This window comes from Enterococcus sp. AMC1251 (genome assembly GCF_058216535.1).
This window is the reverse complement of record NZ_CM177098.1, coordinates 434,119-448,318: the sequence shown is the minus strand read 5'-3', so window position 1 is coordinate 448,318 and position 14,200 is coordinate 434,119. Positions and strand designations below refer to the sequence as shown.

The 14,200-nt window shown below is 39.1% G+C and carries 28 protein-coding genes; all 28 read right to left on the bottom strand.

What is annotated here, in order from left to right; translation table 11 throughout:
* Window positions 1-37 precede the first annotated feature (37 nt).
* Window positions 38-976 carry a DNA-directed RNA polymerase subunit alpha gene (locus AC4BBR_RS02065; RefSeq protein WP_461744029.1) on the bottom strand — a complete coding sequence of 313 codons (939 nt, stop codon included), beginning with the start codon at window positions 974-976 and terminating at the stop codon, window positions 38-40.
* An 80-nt stretch (window positions 977-1,056) separates the two neighbouring features.
* Window positions 1,057-1,446, bottom strand: a complete 390-nt coding sequence (gene rpsK / locus AC4BBR_RS02060; RefSeq protein WP_010761668.1) for a 30S ribosomal protein S11 — start codon at window positions 1,444-1,446, stop codon at window positions 1,057-1,059.
* Between the two features lie 27 nt (window positions 1,447-1,473).
* Window positions 1,474-1,839, bottom strand: coding sequence for a 30S ribosomal protein S13 (gene rpsM, locus AC4BBR_RS02055; protein WP_010766211.1), 366 nt, complete (start codon window positions 1,837-1,839; stop codon window positions 1,474-1,476).
* 18 nt (window positions 1,840-1,857) lie between these two features.
* Window positions 1,858-1,974 carry a 50S ribosomal protein L36 gene (gene rpmJ, locus AC4BBR_RS02050; protein ID WP_002288710.1) on the bottom strand — a complete coding sequence of 39 codons (117 nt, stop codon included), beginning with the start codon at window positions 1,972-1,974 and terminating at the stop codon, window positions 1,858-1,860.
* Between the two features lie 32 nt (window positions 1,975-2,006).
* Window positions 2,007-2,225: a translation initiation factor IF-1 gene (infA, locus tag AC4BBR_RS02045; RefSeq protein WP_002356224.1), complete on the bottom strand. Its 219-nt coding sequence runs from the start codon at window positions 2,223-2,225 to the stop codon at window positions 2,007-2,009.
* Between the two features lie 194 nt (window positions 2,226-2,419).
* Complete coding sequence (locus AC4BBR_RS02040; protein ID WP_490460928.1) at window positions 2,420-3,070, bottom strand: adenylate kinase; 651 nt, start codon at window positions 3,068-3,070, stop codon at window positions 2,420-2,422.
* 86 nt (window positions 3,071-3,156) lie between these two features.
* Window positions 3,157-4,455: a preprotein translocase subunit SecY gene (gene secY / locus AC4BBR_RS02035; protein ID WP_490460927.1), complete on the bottom strand. Its 1,299-nt coding sequence runs from the start codon at window positions 4,453-4,455 to the stop codon at window positions 3,157-3,159.
* On the bottom strand, window positions 4,455-4,898 hold the full coding sequence (gene rplO, locus AC4BBR_RS02030) for a 50S ribosomal protein L15 (protein ID WP_010761672.1): 444 nt from the start codon (window positions 4,896-4,898) through the stop codon (window positions 4,455-4,457). The genes secY and rplO overlap by 1 nt, the downstream gene beginning before the upstream one ends.
* Window positions 4,899-4,934: 36 nt before the next feature.
* Entirely contained in the window at window positions 4,935-5,114 is a 180-nt protein-coding gene (gene rpmD / locus AC4BBR_RS02025) for a 50S ribosomal protein L30 (protein WP_010761673.1), read from the bottom strand.
* Between the two features lie 13 nt (window positions 5,115-5,127).
* A complete protein-coding gene (gene rpsE, locus AC4BBR_RS02020; protein ID WP_010761674.1) occupies window positions 5,128-5,628 on the bottom strand; it encodes a 30S ribosomal protein S5 in 501 nt (166 codons plus the stop codon).
* Window positions 5,629-5,648: 20 nt separating this feature from the next.
* Window positions 5,649-6,005, bottom strand: coding sequence for a 50S ribosomal protein L18 (gene rplR, locus AC4BBR_RS02015; RefSeq protein WP_086330813.1), 357 nt, complete (start codon window positions 6,003-6,005; stop codon window positions 5,649-5,651).
* 96 nt (window positions 6,006-6,101) lie between these two features.
* Window positions 6,102-6,638: a 50S ribosomal protein L6 gene (rplF, locus tag AC4BBR_RS02010; protein WP_490460926.1), complete on the bottom strand. Its 537-nt coding sequence runs from the start codon at window positions 6,636-6,638 to the stop codon at window positions 6,102-6,104.
* A 31-nt stretch (window positions 6,639-6,669) separates the two neighbouring features.
* A complete protein-coding gene (gene rpsH, locus AC4BBR_RS02005; protein ID WP_010761677.1) occupies window positions 6,670-7,068 on the bottom strand; it encodes a 30S ribosomal protein S8 in 399 nt (132 codons plus the stop codon).
* Between the two features lie 35 nt (window positions 7,069-7,103).
* Complete coding sequence (locus tag AC4BBR_RS02000; protein WP_002356214.1) at window positions 7,104-7,289, bottom strand: type Z 30S ribosomal protein S14; 186 nt, start codon at window positions 7,287-7,289, stop codon at window positions 7,104-7,106.
* A gap of 18 nt (window positions 7,290-7,307) precedes the next feature.
* The gene (gene rplE, locus AC4BBR_RS01995) at window positions 7,308-7,847 is read right to left on the bottom strand and encodes a 50S ribosomal protein L5 (protein WP_071878400.1); all 540 of its coding nucleotides are present in this window, start codon (window positions 7,845-7,847) and stop codon (window positions 7,308-7,310) included.
* Window positions 7,848-7,873: 26 nt separating this feature from the next.
* On the bottom strand, window positions 7,874-8,182 hold the full coding sequence (rplX, locus tag AC4BBR_RS01990; protein ID WP_010761679.1) for a 50S ribosomal protein L24: 309 nt from the start codon (window positions 8,180-8,182) through the stop codon (window positions 7,874-7,876).
* A gap of 34 nt (window positions 8,183-8,216) precedes the next feature.
* A complete protein-coding gene (gene rplN / locus AC4BBR_RS01985) occupies window positions 8,217-8,585 on the bottom strand; it encodes a 50S ribosomal protein L14 (RefSeq protein WP_010761680.1) in 369 nt (122 codons plus the stop codon).
* Window positions 8,586-8,644: 59 nt separating this feature from the next.
* Window positions 8,645-8,911, bottom strand: coding sequence for a 30S ribosomal protein S17 (gene rpsQ, locus AC4BBR_RS01980; RefSeq protein WP_010761681.1), 267 nt, complete (start codon window positions 8,909-8,911; stop codon window positions 8,645-8,647).
* Window positions 8,912-8,934: 23 nt separating this feature from the next.
* Window positions 8,935-9,123 (bottom strand): 50S ribosomal protein L29, encoded by a 189-nt coding sequence (rpmC, locus tag AC4BBR_RS01975; protein WP_010761682.1) that lies wholly within the window; start codon window positions 9,121-9,123, stop codon window positions 8,935-8,937.
* On the bottom strand, window positions 9,113-9,547 hold the full coding sequence (rplP, locus tag AC4BBR_RS01970; RefSeq protein ID WP_289868718.1) for a 50S ribosomal protein L16: 435 nt from the start codon (window positions 9,545-9,547) through the stop codon (window positions 9,113-9,115). Before rplP ends, rpmC begins: the two co-directional genes overlap by 11 nt.
* A gap of 2 nt (window positions 9,548-9,549) precedes the next feature.
* Window positions 9,550-10,206 (bottom strand): 30S ribosomal protein S3, encoded by a 657-nt coding sequence (gene rpsC, locus AC4BBR_RS01965; RefSeq protein ID WP_490460925.1) that lies wholly within the window; start codon window positions 10,204-10,206, stop codon window positions 9,550-9,552.
* Between the two features lie 109 nt (window positions 10,207-10,315).
* Window positions 10,316-10,663: a 50S ribosomal protein L22 gene (gene rplV / locus AC4BBR_RS01960; protein ID WP_010761685.1), complete on the bottom strand. Its 348-nt coding sequence runs from the start codon at window positions 10,661-10,663 to the stop codon at window positions 10,316-10,318.
* A gap of 21 nt (window positions 10,664-10,684) precedes the next feature.
* Window positions 10,685-10,963, bottom strand: a complete 279-nt coding sequence (gene rpsS, locus AC4BBR_RS01955; protein WP_069635460.1) for a 30S ribosomal protein S19 — start codon at window positions 10,961-10,963, stop codon at window positions 10,685-10,687.
* A 42-nt stretch (window positions 10,964-11,005) separates the two neighbouring features.
* Complete coding sequence (rplB, locus tag AC4BBR_RS01950) at window positions 11,006-11,836, bottom strand: 50S ribosomal protein L2 (protein ID WP_490460924.1); 831 nt, start codon at window positions 11,834-11,836, stop codon at window positions 11,006-11,008.
* Between the two features lie 38 nt (window positions 11,837-11,874).
* Window positions 11,875-12,165, bottom strand: coding sequence for a 50S ribosomal protein L23 (gene rplW / locus AC4BBR_RS01945; protein WP_010761688.1), 291 nt, complete (start codon window positions 12,163-12,165; stop codon window positions 11,875-11,877).
* Window positions 12,165-12,788, bottom strand: coding sequence for a 50S ribosomal protein L4 (gene rplD / locus AC4BBR_RS01940; protein WP_010770620.1), 624 nt, complete (start codon window positions 12,786-12,788; stop codon window positions 12,165-12,167). Before rplD ends, rplW begins: the two co-directional genes overlap by 1 nt.
* Before the next feature lie 25 nt (window positions 12,789-12,813).
* Window positions 12,814-13,443: a 50S ribosomal protein L3 gene (rplC, locus tag AC4BBR_RS01935; RefSeq protein WP_010761690.1), complete on the bottom strand. Its 630-nt coding sequence runs from the start codon at window positions 13,441-13,443 to the stop codon at window positions 12,814-12,816.
* Between the two features lie 24 nt (window positions 13,444-13,467).
* The gene (rpsJ, locus tag AC4BBR_RS01930) at window positions 13,468-13,776 is read right to left on the bottom strand and encodes a 30S ribosomal protein S10 (protein WP_002389727.1); all 309 of its coding nucleotides are present in this window, start codon (window positions 13,774-13,776) and stop codon (window positions 13,468-13,470) included.
* Between the last annotated feature and the right edge of the window lie 424 nt (window positions 13,777-14,200).

Genomic DNA, 14,200 nt, shown 5'->3' with positions numbered 1-14,200 from the left:
AAATAATAAGTCGAGCTAGCATCCTTCGTAAAGAGTATTAATCGTCTTTACGTAAACCTAAACCTAAATCATGTAGTTTTAGTTTAACCTCTTCAAGAGATTTACGACCTAAATTACGTACTTTGATCATTTCTGGTTCAGATTTATTTGTAAGTTCTTGTACAGTGTTAATCCCTGCACGTTTTAAACAGTTATATGAACGAACAGACAAGTCTAGTTCTTCGATGGTCATTTCTAGCATTTTTTCTTTTTGTGTTTCTTCTTTTTCAACCATAATTTCAGCGTTTTTCGCTTCATCAGTGAGGTTAACAAAGATGTCTAAATGCTCCGTCATAATCTTAGCAGCTAAGCTAAGGGCTTCTTGAGGAATGATTGAACCATCAGTCCATATTTCCATTGTTAATTTGTCGAAGTCATCACGACGACCAACACGAGTGTTTTCTACTTGGTAGTTCACACGGCGAACTGGTGTGTAGATGGAATCAACAGGGAGAACACCAATTGGCATATCTTCCTTTTTATTTTCGTCTGCTTGAACATAGCCACGACCAGGTTTCACTGTTAAGCGAGCATGGAAAGTAGCTCCTTCAGAGACACTACAGATAATTAAATCTTTATTCAAGATCTCAACATCGCTGTCGACGATAATATCGCCAGCAGTTACTGTAGCAGGTCCTGTAATATCGATCTCAAGGGTTTTTTCTTCTTCTGCGTAAAGCTTTAATGCTAGACCTTTGATATTCAAAATGATTTGAGTTACGTCTTCTCTTACACCTTTAACGGTAGAGAATTCATGCAACACACCATCGATTTGAATATTGGTAATAGCAGCTCCTGGTAGAGAAGATAATAAAATACGACGTAGAGAATTGCCTAAAGTAGTTCCGTAACCTCTTTCCAGTGGTTCAACGACGAACTTGCCATAATCTCTATTCTCATCAATTTTTTCGATTCTTGGTTTTTCAAATTCAATCATTCTTATCTATACCCCTTTCAAAACGAAAAGTGTCTTGTTCAATGACGTTCTTAATTCAAACTCAGAATGAGTGGCACTCATTAAACACGACGGCGTTTTGGAGGGCGGCATCCATTATGAGGAACTGGAGTCACGTCACGAATTGCAGTCACTTCTAAACCTGTTGCTTGCAATGAACGAATCGCTGCTTCACGTCCAGAACCTGGTCCTTTAACTGTTACATCAACAGTTTTAAGTCCATGTTCTTGTGCTGCTTTAGTTGCAGCTTCTGCGGCCATTTGAGCTGCAAACGGTGTTGATTTTTTGCTTCCTTTGAAACCTAATGAGCCTGCAGATGACCATGCTAAAGCATTACCATGACTGTCAGTGATCATTACAATTGTATTATTGAATGTAGAATGGATATGTGCAATCCCAGTTTCTATATTCTTTTTCACACGGCGTTTACGACTAACTTTTTTTGCTGCCATGAAGATCTAACCTCCTTCACTTAGGAATTATTTTTTCTTGCCTGCTACAGTACGAGCTGGGCCTTTACGAGTACGTGCATTATTTTTCGTGTTTTGTCCACGAGTTGGTAATCCACGACGGTGACGGATTCCACGGTATGAACCGATTTCCATCAAGCGTTTGATGTTCAAGTTCACTTCACGACGAAGATCACCTTCAATTTTTAACTTATCAATTTCCGCACGGATAGCATCTGTTTGTTCGTTTGTTAAATCACGAACACGAATATCTTCAGATACACCAACGTTTGCTAAAACTTTCTTAGCAGTAGTGTTACCAATACCAAAAATGTAAGTAAGGGAAATCACTACACGTTTATCACGAGGGATGTCTACTCCTGCAATACGAGCCATTCTACGTTACACCTCCTATTATCCTTGACGTTGTTTATGTTTTGGATTTGCTGGGCAAATGACCATAACACGTCCTTTACGGCGAATTACTTTACAATGTTCACACATTGGTTTTACTGATGGTCTTACTTTCATGATAATACCTCCTTGAATTTTACGGAGTACAATTATTTAAAGCGATAAGTGATTCGACCACGAGTTAAATCATATGGCGATAACTCTACAGTTACTTTATCTCCAGGCAAAATTCGAATATAATGCATACGGATCTTACCGGAAACAGTAGCAAGAACTTGGTGTCCATTTTCTAGTTCAACTTTAAACATTGCATTCGGCAAAGTTTCGACGACTGTACCTTCGACTTCAATCATATCTTCTTTAGCCACGCACAGTACCTCCTTGTACTTGTTTCGCATTTTCACACGATAAAATGGCGGAAACTTCAGCCCCCACCTAGAATTTTCAATTAAACTTCTACAAAAAGATAGAAGTCGGACTGATATATTCTATCATAAACTATTCTATTTGGCAAGAGAATCTGAATCAAACACAAATGGTAAGTTTGCAGCAAATCAGAAAACTATTTCTTTTCAATGATTTCTTTCACTTCAGAAAAAACAGTATCGATCTCGCGATTCCCATCTATTGTATACAATACGTTTTTAGCTTTATAAAAATCTAAAATTGGCGCACTGCTTTTGATGTTGACTGCCAGACGGTTTTTGACCGTTTCAGGCTTGTCATCTTCTCTTTGATAAAATTCATGTCCGCCGCAACGATCACATGTTCCTTCTACAGTAGGAGGGTTGAAGATTTTATGGTAAGTTGCTCCACACGAGCGACAGATAAATCGCCCAGCTAAACGTTCAACCAAAATTTCCTCTTCTACATGGATGTCGATGACAGCATCAATTTTTTTATTTAATTCTGTTAACATTTTATCCAATGCTTTTGCTTGATCCAAAGTACGTGGAAAACCATCTAATAAAAAGCCTTTATCAGTATCTGATTCTGCCAAACGTTCTTTGACAATTCCATTTGTTACATCGTCAGGAACCAAAGCACCTTTATCGATATAAGATTTCGCTTCTAAGCCAAGAGCAGTTTCGTTTTTCATTGCAGCACGGAACATATCTCCTGTAGAAATATGAGGAATACTATAAGTATCCACGATCTGTTCTGCTTGGGTCCCTTTGCCTGCTCCAGGCAGTCCCATTAAAATGAGGTTCATTTCATTTCCTCCTAATTTTAAAGGCTGGCTTTTGAAGCTAGCCTAGAAAGAGAATGGTGCTGAGGCAATCCCTCAACACACGACTCTTACTTATTGATAAAGCCAACATATTGACGTTTCAACATTAAACCTTCTAATTGTTTCGCTGTTTCTAATGCAACACCTATCACAATCAGCAAGCTCGTTCCTCCCAGACCAATAGACTGCGGTAATTTCCAAACCATTTGTGCAATAATCGGAAGTAACGCAACTAAACCTAGGAATATAGAACCGACAACACTTAGTCTCATTAACATTCCAGAAATATATTCTTCTGTCCCTTTACCTGGTCGTACGCTTGGAATATAGCTTCCTTGCTTTTGTAAGTTTTCCGCTAATTTCTCAGGGTTAACTTGGACAAATGCGTAGAAGAATGTGAAAGCGACGATCAGTACAGTATAAATAATCGCACCTGGAACGGTATTGTAACTAAAAATTTGTGTCATAATATCATACCATCCTTCACCAGAGTAACTACTAGAGAAGGCTTGTAAAACTGCATTTGGCGTTGCAATCAACGAACTAGCAAAGATAACTGGGATAACCCCGGCAGCATTTACTTTTAGTGGTAAATAGCTACTAGTTGGCGCACCAGAAACACGTTTTGTATATTGGATCGGAATTTTTCGTTCTGCTTGCTGGAAAAATGTTACTATTGTAACAATAATCAAAATCGCAATAATTAAAATTGCAATAAAAATAGCAGACTGCCAAATTCTAGAAGACTCAATATTGATAAAGTAATCGTCAATAATTTCTTTAATACCTCCTGGTACACGAGAAATAATCCCGGCGAAGATAATCATTGAAACCCCGTTACCGATTCCTTTTTCAGTAATTTGTTCTCCTAACCATGTAACAAACATTGTTCCACCAGTTAAAATCACAGAGATCATCACAAACGTGTTAATGTTAGGATTTTTTACAATCCCAACTGAACTTAATTGTTGAAATCCAGCAGTAATCCCAATCGATTGTGCGATACCTAAAACAATCGTTAAATATCTTGTTGCTTGATTCAACTTCTTCCGTCCAACTTCACCTTGCTTTGACCATTCTACAAATTTTGGAATGATATCCATTTGTAATAATTGGATGATGATCGATGCTGTAATGTAAGGCGAAACCCCCATCGAGAAGATAGAGAAGTTTTGCATCGCACTACCACTGACCATATTCAACATATTTAAAAATGGCAAATTGCTTAAGTCTTGCAAACCTTTTGCATTTACGCCAGGTACAGTGATATGTGCACCTAAACGAAATACAAAAAGAATGAATACAGTAAATAAAATTTTTGATCTAATGTCTTTGACTTTAAAAGCATCTTTTAATAGTTTAAACATTAGATCACCTCGATTGATCCACCAGCTGCAACAATTGCTTCTTCTGCTGCTTTAGAGAATTTAGCTGCTTTCACAGTTAATTTTTTAGTTGTTAATTCACCATTAGCAAGTACTTTGATTCCAGCTTTTTCGTTTTTCACGATTCCAGCTTCGATCAAGCCTGCAGGTGTAACTTCAGTTCCATCTTCGAAACGATTTAAGACATCTAAGTTGATGACTGCATAATCTTTACGGTTGATATTCGTGAAGCCGCGTTTTGGTAAACGACGGAATAATGGAGTTTGACCCCCTTCAAATCCAAGTCTTACACCACCGCCTGAACGAGCTTTTTGCCCTTTTTGTCCACGGCCGGCAGTTTTACCATTACCAGATGAAGTACCACGTCCAACACGGTTACGTACTTGGCGTGAACCTTCAGCAGGTTTCAATTCATGAAGTTTCATTGGTTTGGCACCTCCTTAACAATGTACTATTGTAAATTAAACTTCTTCAACGTCCACTAAATGTGACACAGTGTTGATCATACCTTTGATTGCTTCGTTCGCAGGTTTAACAACAGAGCTGTTTAGTTTACCTAAACCTAGTGCTTTAACTGTATCTTTTTGGTTTTGAGGACGTCCGATAACGCTGCGTTTTAATGTAACTTTTAATTCAGCCATTATTTTGTCCTCCTTATCCTAAGATTTCTTCTACAGATTTACCGCGAAGTGCTGCCACTTCTTCGGCACGTTTTAATTGTTTTAACCCTTCAACTGTTGCGCGAACAACGTTGATTGGTGTATTTGAACCTAATGATTTCGATGTAATATCTGCTACACCAGCTAATTCCAATACGGCACGAACTGGTCCACCAGCAGCTACCCCAGAACCTTCTACTGCAGGTTTCATAAGGATGCGGCCACCACCGAATACCCCGATCACTTCGTGAGGGATACTAGAACCAACCATAGGCACTTCAACTAAGTTTTTCTTCGCGTCTTCGATTGCTTTACGGATTGCTTCTGGCACTTCTTGCGCTTTACCAGTCCCAAAACCAACGTGACCGTTTTTATCTCCCACAACAACTAGTGCTGCAAAACGTAGACGACGTCCACCTTTAACAACTTTCGTTACACGGTTGATAGAAACCACGCGGTCTTCTAATTCCAAGTGTTTTGGATCAATATAAACCATGAATGGTGTTCCTCCTTCTCCTAAAATTCTAGTCCATTTTCACGCGCTGCTTCAGCTAAAGCTTGCACGCGGCCATGGTAAAGGTATCCACCACGGTCAAAGACTACTACTTTAATGCCTTTTTCAGCGGCACGTTCAGCGATTAATTTACCAACAGCAGCAGCTGTTTCTGTTTTGTTTCCACCTGAAATTTCTTTATCTAAGGCAGAGGCACTTGCTAGCGTTACACCCGCTACGTCATCAATAATTTGCGCGTAGATGTTTTTGTTAGAACGGAATACGTTCAAGCGTGGGCACTCAGCAGTACCAGAGATTTTGTTACGTACACGACGATGTCTCTTTTGGCGTGTTTTATTTTTATCTGGTTTTGTAATCACAATTGTCACCTCTTTATATTTGCTAGCTGTTAAGCTGCGATAGACAACGGATCGTTATTTTTCAAACGAAGTTGAAAAATAACTCTCAAGCTGCTATTATTTACCAGTTTTACCTTCTTTACGGCGTACGAATTCGCCAACATAACGGATCCCTTTGCCTTTATAAGGTTCTGGAGGACGAGTACCACGAATGTTTGCTGCTAATTCACCAACATGTTCTTTGTTAGCGCCTTTTACAACTACTTGCGTATTCGAAGGTACTTCTACAGTTACACCAGCTGGTGGTGTGATTTCTACTGGATGAGAATACCCAACGTTAAGAACTAATGTAGTCCCTTGCATTTGAGCACGGTACCCAACCCCGATAAGTTCAAGACCTTTTTCAAAGCCTGTACTTACACCAACAACCATGTTGTTGAAGTTCGCACGAGTTGTTCCGTGAATTGTTTTCATATCTTTGCTATCGTTTGGACGAGTGAACGTTACTACGTTTCCTTCGATATTCATTGTGATATCAGCAGAAAATTCACGTGTTAATTCACCTTTAGGTCCTTTTACAGTAATGTTGTTTCCTTCTTGCTTGACTTCAACGCCTGCAGGAAGTTCAACGATTTTATTACCAATACGGCTCACTTAGAGACACCTCCTTGTGTGTTTTTTTAAATTACCATACGTAGGCGATTACTTCGCCGCCGATGTTTTTAGCTCTTGCTTCTTTGTCGGTTACTACACCTTCAGAAGTAGAGATAATTGCGATTCCTAGACCGTTTAATACTTTAGGCACTTCGTCAGATTTGACATAAGCACGTAAACCTGGTTTAGAGATACGTTTTAAGTTTGTGATAACACGTTCTTCGTTTTTACCGTATTTAAGGAAAACACGAATCACGCCTTGTTTGTCATCTTCGATATATTCTACATCGCGTACAAAACCTTCACGTTTCAAGATTTCAGCGATATCACGTTTGATTTTTGACGCAGGCACTTCCAAGCTTTCATGTTTAACCATGTTTGCATTACGAATGCGCGTTAGAAAATCTGCAATTGGATCTGTCATGACCATTGAACTATTTACCTCCTTTATGCGAGTTTACTTGTTTACCAGCTAGCTTTCTTCACGCCGGGAATTTGACCTTTATAGGCAAGTTCGCGGAAGCAAATACGGCAAAGATGAAATTTACGATAAACTGAATGTGGACGTCCGCAACGTTCACAACGAGTATACGCTTGTGTTGAATGTTTTGCAGGGCGTTTGTTTTTAGCAATCATTGATTTTTTAGCCACGTAGTTCGCCTCCTTTTATTATTTTTGGAATGGCATACCTAATTGTGCCAACAATTCACGAGATTCTTCATCCGTGTTTGCTGTCGTTACAATAACGATGTCCATACCGCGTACTTTATCTACTAAATCATAATCAACTTCTGGGAAGATTAATTGTTCTTTAACACCTAAAGTATAGTTACCACGTCCGTCAAAAGCTTTTTTGCTTACTCCGTGGAAGTCACGTACACGAGGTAGAGAAACAGATACTAATTTATCTAAAAATTCGTACATTCTTTCTCCGCGTAAAGTAACTTTCGCACCGATTGGCATACCTTCACGTAAACGGAAACCAGCGATTGATTTCTTAGCTTTAGTGATTAATGGTTTTTGACCTGTGATCAATGCTAATTCTTCAACTGCTTTATCTAAGTTTTTTGCGTTTGAAACAGCGTCACCCACACCCATGTTAATAACAATCTTATCAACTTTTGGTGTTTGCATAACTGAACTATAATTAAATTTTTCCACTAATGATGGAGTAATTTCTTTAATATATTTTTCTTTCAGGCGGTTCATTTAGTAAGCCCCTCCTTCCTTTTAATCTATTTATCTAAGACTTCACCGGTTTTTTTAGAAACACGGACTTTTTTACCATCGACTTCTTTGTAACCTACACGACCAGCTACACCTGTTCCGTCAATCACCATTACATTAGAAACATGAATCGGCGCTTCGACTTCTAGGATTCCGCCTTGCGGCGCTGCTTGGTTAGGTTTTTGGTGTTTTTTCATGATGTTAACACCTTCAACGATGACTTTGTCTTTTTTAGGAAACGCTGCTAATACAACGCCTTCTTTATTTTTGTCTTTACCAGTGATAATTTTCACTTTATCGCCTTTTTTAACAAACATTACTGTTTCGCACCTCCTTTGATACGTGTCCTGATTATAATACTTCTGGTGCTAGAGAAACGATCTTCATGAAGTTGTTTTCACGTAATTCACGTGCAACAGGACCGAAGATACGAGTTCCACGCGGGCTTTTATCATCACGAATAATTACAGCAGCATTTTCATCAAATTTAATGTATGAACCGTCTGTACGACGAGCTCCTGATTTAGTACGAACGATAACGGCTTTTACGACTTCACCTTTTTTGACAACCCCACCTGGCGTTGCATGTTTAACCGTAGCAACAATCACGTCACCAATATTAGCAGTTTTACGTCCAGAACCACCTAGCACTTTAATCGTTAAGATTTCACGAGCACCTGAGTTATCTGCGACTTTTAATCGGCTTTCTTGTTGGATCACGATGTGTATCCCCCTTTCAGATTTTATGTTTCAATCTATATAGGAAAATCTCGTTTTTATTAGATAATAACTGCTTCTTCGACTACCTCTAGTAAACGGAAACGTTTTGTAGCTGATAATGGACGAGTTTCCATGATTCTTACGATGTCTCCAACTTTTGCAGTGTTGTTTTCATCATGAGCTTTGTATTTCTTAGAATATTTCATACGTTTACCATAAATAGGATGGTTTTTCTTTGTTTCTACGACAACAGTGATAGTTTTATCCATCTTATCCGAAACAACACGTCCTTGGTAAACTTTGCGTTGATTTCTTTCTTCAGTCATACGCGTTTGGCCTCCTTCCACTATTAGTTAGCTTGTTCACGCAATACTGTTTTGATGCGTGCAATCGATTGACGTACTTCTTGAATACGTGCAGTGTTTTCTAATTGACCTGTTGCTAGTTGGAATCTAAGATTAAATAATTCTTCTTTGAATTGCTTTTCTTTTTCAAGCATTTCGGCAGTGGTTAATTCTCTGATTTCTTTAACCTTCATTCGATTCACCACCCATTTCCTCACGTTTTACAATTTTGGTTTTCACCGGTAATTTGTGGGATGCAAGGCGAAGTGCTTCACGAGCTACTTCTTCAGGCACGCCTGCGATTTCAAACATGATCTTGCCACGTTTAACTGGTGAAACCCAGCCTTCAGGTGCCCCTTTACCTTTACCCATACGAACACCGATAGCTTTGCTTGTGTATGATTTGTGAGGGAAAATTTTAATCCATACTTTCCCGCCACGTTTCATATAACGAGTCATAGCAATACGGGCAGCTTCGATTTGTCGGTTAGTAATCCAGTGAGATTCAGTTGCTTGTAAACCCCATTCACCAAATACTACTTCTTTTCCGCCTTTGGCTTCACCACGCATTTTACCTCTAAATTCACGACGGTGCTTTACACGTTTAGGTACTAACATGATTATTTCCCTCCTTTCTCAGCGTTTTTTTTCGTTGGAAGAATTTCTCCACGGTAAATCCACACTTTAACTCCTAATTTTCCGTAAGTTGTGTCTGCTTCTTCCCATGCGTAATCAATATCAGCACGCAAAGTGTGAAGTGGAACAGTACCTTCAGAGTAACCTTCTGAACGAGCAATATCAGCACCATTTAAACGACCTGATACTTGTGTTTTGATACCTTTAGCGCCTGAACGCATAGTGCGTTGGATCGCTTGTTTTTGAGCACGACGGAAAGCAACACGATTTTCTAATTGACGTGCAATTCCTTCGCCTACTAATTTTGCATCTAAATCTGGTTTTTTGATTTCAATGATGTTGATATGAACTCTTTTACCAGTTAATGAATTTAATGACTTTCTTAGGTTTTCGACTTCAGATCCGCCTTTACCGATAACCATACCTGGTTTAGCTGTGTGGATTGAAATGTTCACACGATTTGCAGCGCGCTCGATCTCAATTGTAGACACAGCGGCATCAGCAAGTTTTGTCGCGATAAATTTACGGATTTTTAAATCTTCGTGTAAGAACTCAGCATACTCTTTTTCAGCATACCATTTTGCATCCCAGTCGCGGATGATGCCTACACGCATTCCTATTGGATGTACTTTTTGACCCACTGATTGTCCCTCCTCTTAATCTTTAGAGGTTTGGTTCTATTACTAACTAAGAGTTAAACCTCTCAGAATAATAGTCCTCCTCTGATCTAGTGACATCTGTTTAAACAGATTATTTTTCTGATACGACTACTGTAAGATGACTTGTACGTTTGTTAATTGGTGATGCTGAACCTTTTGCACGTGGACGGAAGCGTTTCATTGTTGGTCCTTCGTTGACAAATGCTTCAGATACTACTAAGTTTTCAACGTCTAAGTCAAAGTTATTTTCTGCGTTAGCAACTGCTGACATTAAAACTTTTTCAATGATTCCAGCAGATTTGTTTGGCATGAATTTCAAGATAGAAATTGCATCCGCAACGCTTTTACCTCTGATAAGATCGATTACTAAACGGGCTTTACGAGGTGAAGTGCGAACTGTTTTAGCAGTTGCCTTAGCTGATGTAATTTGTTCTGACATTTGCATTTCCTCCCCTCAAAATTAACGTCTAGTTTTCTTATCGTCGGCTCCGTGGCCACGATAAGTTCTAGTTGGTGCAAATTCACCTAATTTATGTCCTACCATATCTTCTTGGATGTATACAGGAACGTGTTTACGTCCATCATATACAGCAATTGTAAACCCAACGAATTGTGGGAAAATTGTAGAACGGCGAGACCAAGTTTTAATTACTTTTTTCTTTTCAGCACCTTCTTGAGCTTCTACTTTTTTCATTAGATGCTCATCGACGAAAGGTCCTTTTTTCAAACTACGACCCATGGTGAACCTCCTCTCAAAATGTACGACACATGGTCAAAAAAATTATTTAGTACGACGACGAACGATAAATTTGTCTGATTTAGCTTTTTTATTACGAGTTTTCAAGCCGATAGCTGGTTGACCCCAAGGTGATACTGGCGCTTTACGTCCAATCGGTTGTTTCCCTTCACCACCACCGTGTGGGTGATCGTTCGGGTTCATTACGCTACCACGTACAGTTGGGCGTTTGCGCATCCAACGAGAGCGGCCTGCTTTACCAATGTTGATTAATTCGTGTTGTTCGTTACCAACAGAACCGATAGTTGCTCGGCAAGTTGCTAAGATCATACGAACTTCGCCTGAATTCAAACGAATTAACACGTATTTGCCTTCTTTACCAAGTACTTGAGCACTTGTTCCAGCAGAACGAATCAATTGACCGCCTTTACCAGGTTTCATTTCAATGTTGTGGACAACAGTACCTACTGGAATGTTTTCCAATGGTAATGCGTTCCCTACTTTAATATCTGCTTCAGTACCGGAAACAAGGCGCATGCCCACTTCCAATCCTTTTGGTGCTAGAATGTATGCTTTAATTCCATCTTCGTAATGTACTAACGCAATGTTAGCAGAACGGTTTGGATCATACTCAATCGTTTTGACAACCGCTACAACGTTATCTTTATTACGTTTAAAGTCGATCATACGGTATTGACGTTTGTGACCGCCACCTTGATGACGAACTGTAATACGACCGTTGTTGTTACGACCGGCATGGTTTTTTAATGGCGCCAACAACGATTTTTCCGGTGTTGATGTCGTGATTTCAGCGAAATCAGATGCTGTCATATTACGACGGCCATTTGTGGTAGGTTTATACTTTTTAATCGCCACGTCTTTTTCCCTCCCATTTAATAGTTAACATGGACTGCTTATTCAGCAGCATCGAAAATTTGAATTTCTTTTGAATCATCTGTTAATGTCACAACAGCTTTGCGACGTTTTTTTGTGTAACCAGCGTGTTTGCCCATACGTTTGAATTTAGGACGCACGTTAATGATGTTTACGTTTTTAACTTTAACATCAAATGCTGCTACAACAGCTTGTTTTACTAAAGTTTTATTTGCGCGAGTGTCCACTTCGAAAGTGTATTTCTTTTCGTCCATAGCTAGCATGGATTTTTCAGTGATCACTGGGCGTTTGATTACGTCTAGTAAGTTCATTATGCAAGCACCTCCTCAATTTGAGTAAGAGCAGTTTGTGTTGCCAATACTTTAGTATTAGAAACGATATCTAAAACACTTACGTTATCAGAAGTTACTACAGAAACGTTTGGTAGATTACGAGCAGATAATGCTGCAAAATCATTGCCTGTTTCTAAAACAACTAATACTTTCGTATCAATAGATAAGTTTGTTAAAACTTGTTTAAATTCTTTTGTTTTTGGTGCATCAAAGCCTAAAGCTTCAACTGCTACCAAGTTGTTTTCAGCAACTTTATCTGATAATACAGATTTCATTGCTAAACGACGAACTTTTTTAGGAAGTTTGTAGCTGTAAGAACGCGGTGTTGGTCCGAAGACTACGCCACCTCCACGCCATTGTGGTGAACGAATTGACCCTTGACGAGCACGACCAGTTCCTTTTTGACGCCATGGTTTACGGCCGCCGCCACGAACTTCTCCGCGGTGTTTTACTGAGTGTGTACCTTGTCTTAATGAAGCACGTTGCATGATGATTGCATCGTAGACAACAGTTTCATTTGGTTCGATTCCGAAAATCTCTTCGTTTAAAGTGATTTCACCATTTTGAGTTCCATCTTGTTTAAATAATGCTACATTCGGCATTCCTTAGTTCCTCCTTTCCCTACGCTTATTTAGCTTTCACAGCTGATTTGATTGTGATTAATGATTTTTTCGCTCCAGGAATGTTCCCTTTAATCATGATTACATTTCTTTCAGCGTCCACTTTAACAATTTCAAGGTTTTGAATTGTTACGCGGTTACCACCCATACGGCCGGCAAGTTTTTTATTTTTAAATACACGGTTAGGTGCAACTGGACCCATTGACCCAGGACGACGGTGGTAACGAGATCCGTGGCTCATTGGTCCGCGGCTTTGTCCGTGACGTTTGATAACGCCTTGGAATCCTTTACCTTTCGAAGTTCCTGTAACATCAATAATGTCTCCTGCTTGGAAAACATCTACCTTAATTTCTTTACCTACTTCATATTCTCCTAGCTCAACATTTTTGAATTCCTTAATGAAGCGCTTAGGAGCCGTGTTTGCTTTTGCAACATGACCTTTCGCAGGTTTGTTCGATAAAACTTCACGTTTGTCTTGGTAACCGATTTGGATAGCTTCGTATCCGTCAGTTTCAACAGTTTTCACTTGTAAAACTACGTTTGGCGTAGCTTCAACTACTGTTACTGGAATTAATTCACCAGACTCAGTAAAGATTTGTGTCATTCCCACTTTTTTCCCTAAGATTCCTTTGGTCATGAGTACACCTCCATTGTCTTGATTTTATAGTTTGATTTCAATATTCACACCAGATGGTAAGTCAAGCTTCATTAAAGCATCAACTGTTTTTGGTGTTGGGTTCACAATGTCGATTAGACGTTTGTGCGTACGCATTTCGAATTGTTCGCGTGAGTCTTTGTATTTATGAGTCGCACGAATAACTGTGTAAAGTGAGCGTTCTGTTGGTAATGGAATTGGTCCTGACACGTCAGCTCCAGTTCTTTTTGCTGTTTCCACAATTTTATCCGCTGATTGATCCAAAATACGGTGTTCATACGCTTTTAAACGGATACGAATTTTTTGTTTTGCCATCTTGTTCCCTCCTTCGCCTATTTTGAAAGTAGACATAGCTCCACGAAAATTTTTCCGTCACGCTCGTTCGTGGCAAAGCGCCCGGGCGTGTCGCAACCTCTCGTTTCTTAGCCGGTAGATCAAAAGCTTGATTTACCAATGCTTTTACACTTCTGTAAATAGCACCTTTGTAATTATATTACAGAAGTATAGTAATAGCAAGGTTTTTTTCATGATAATCGTATTTTTTCATTATTCTTTCTCAAAAAAACTAAGTAAGTGCTTCTTCCATTTTCAAATGTACACAATTGTTTTTAACTATAAAAATAATTTTCTACTATTTTTATGTCGAACTTCCCAGATTCTTTTTCCATCATTAGCTACTAGATAATCATTTTCCTTATCAAAAACACCTTGAATCACCAAGTGATTCAAGGTGTTTTTG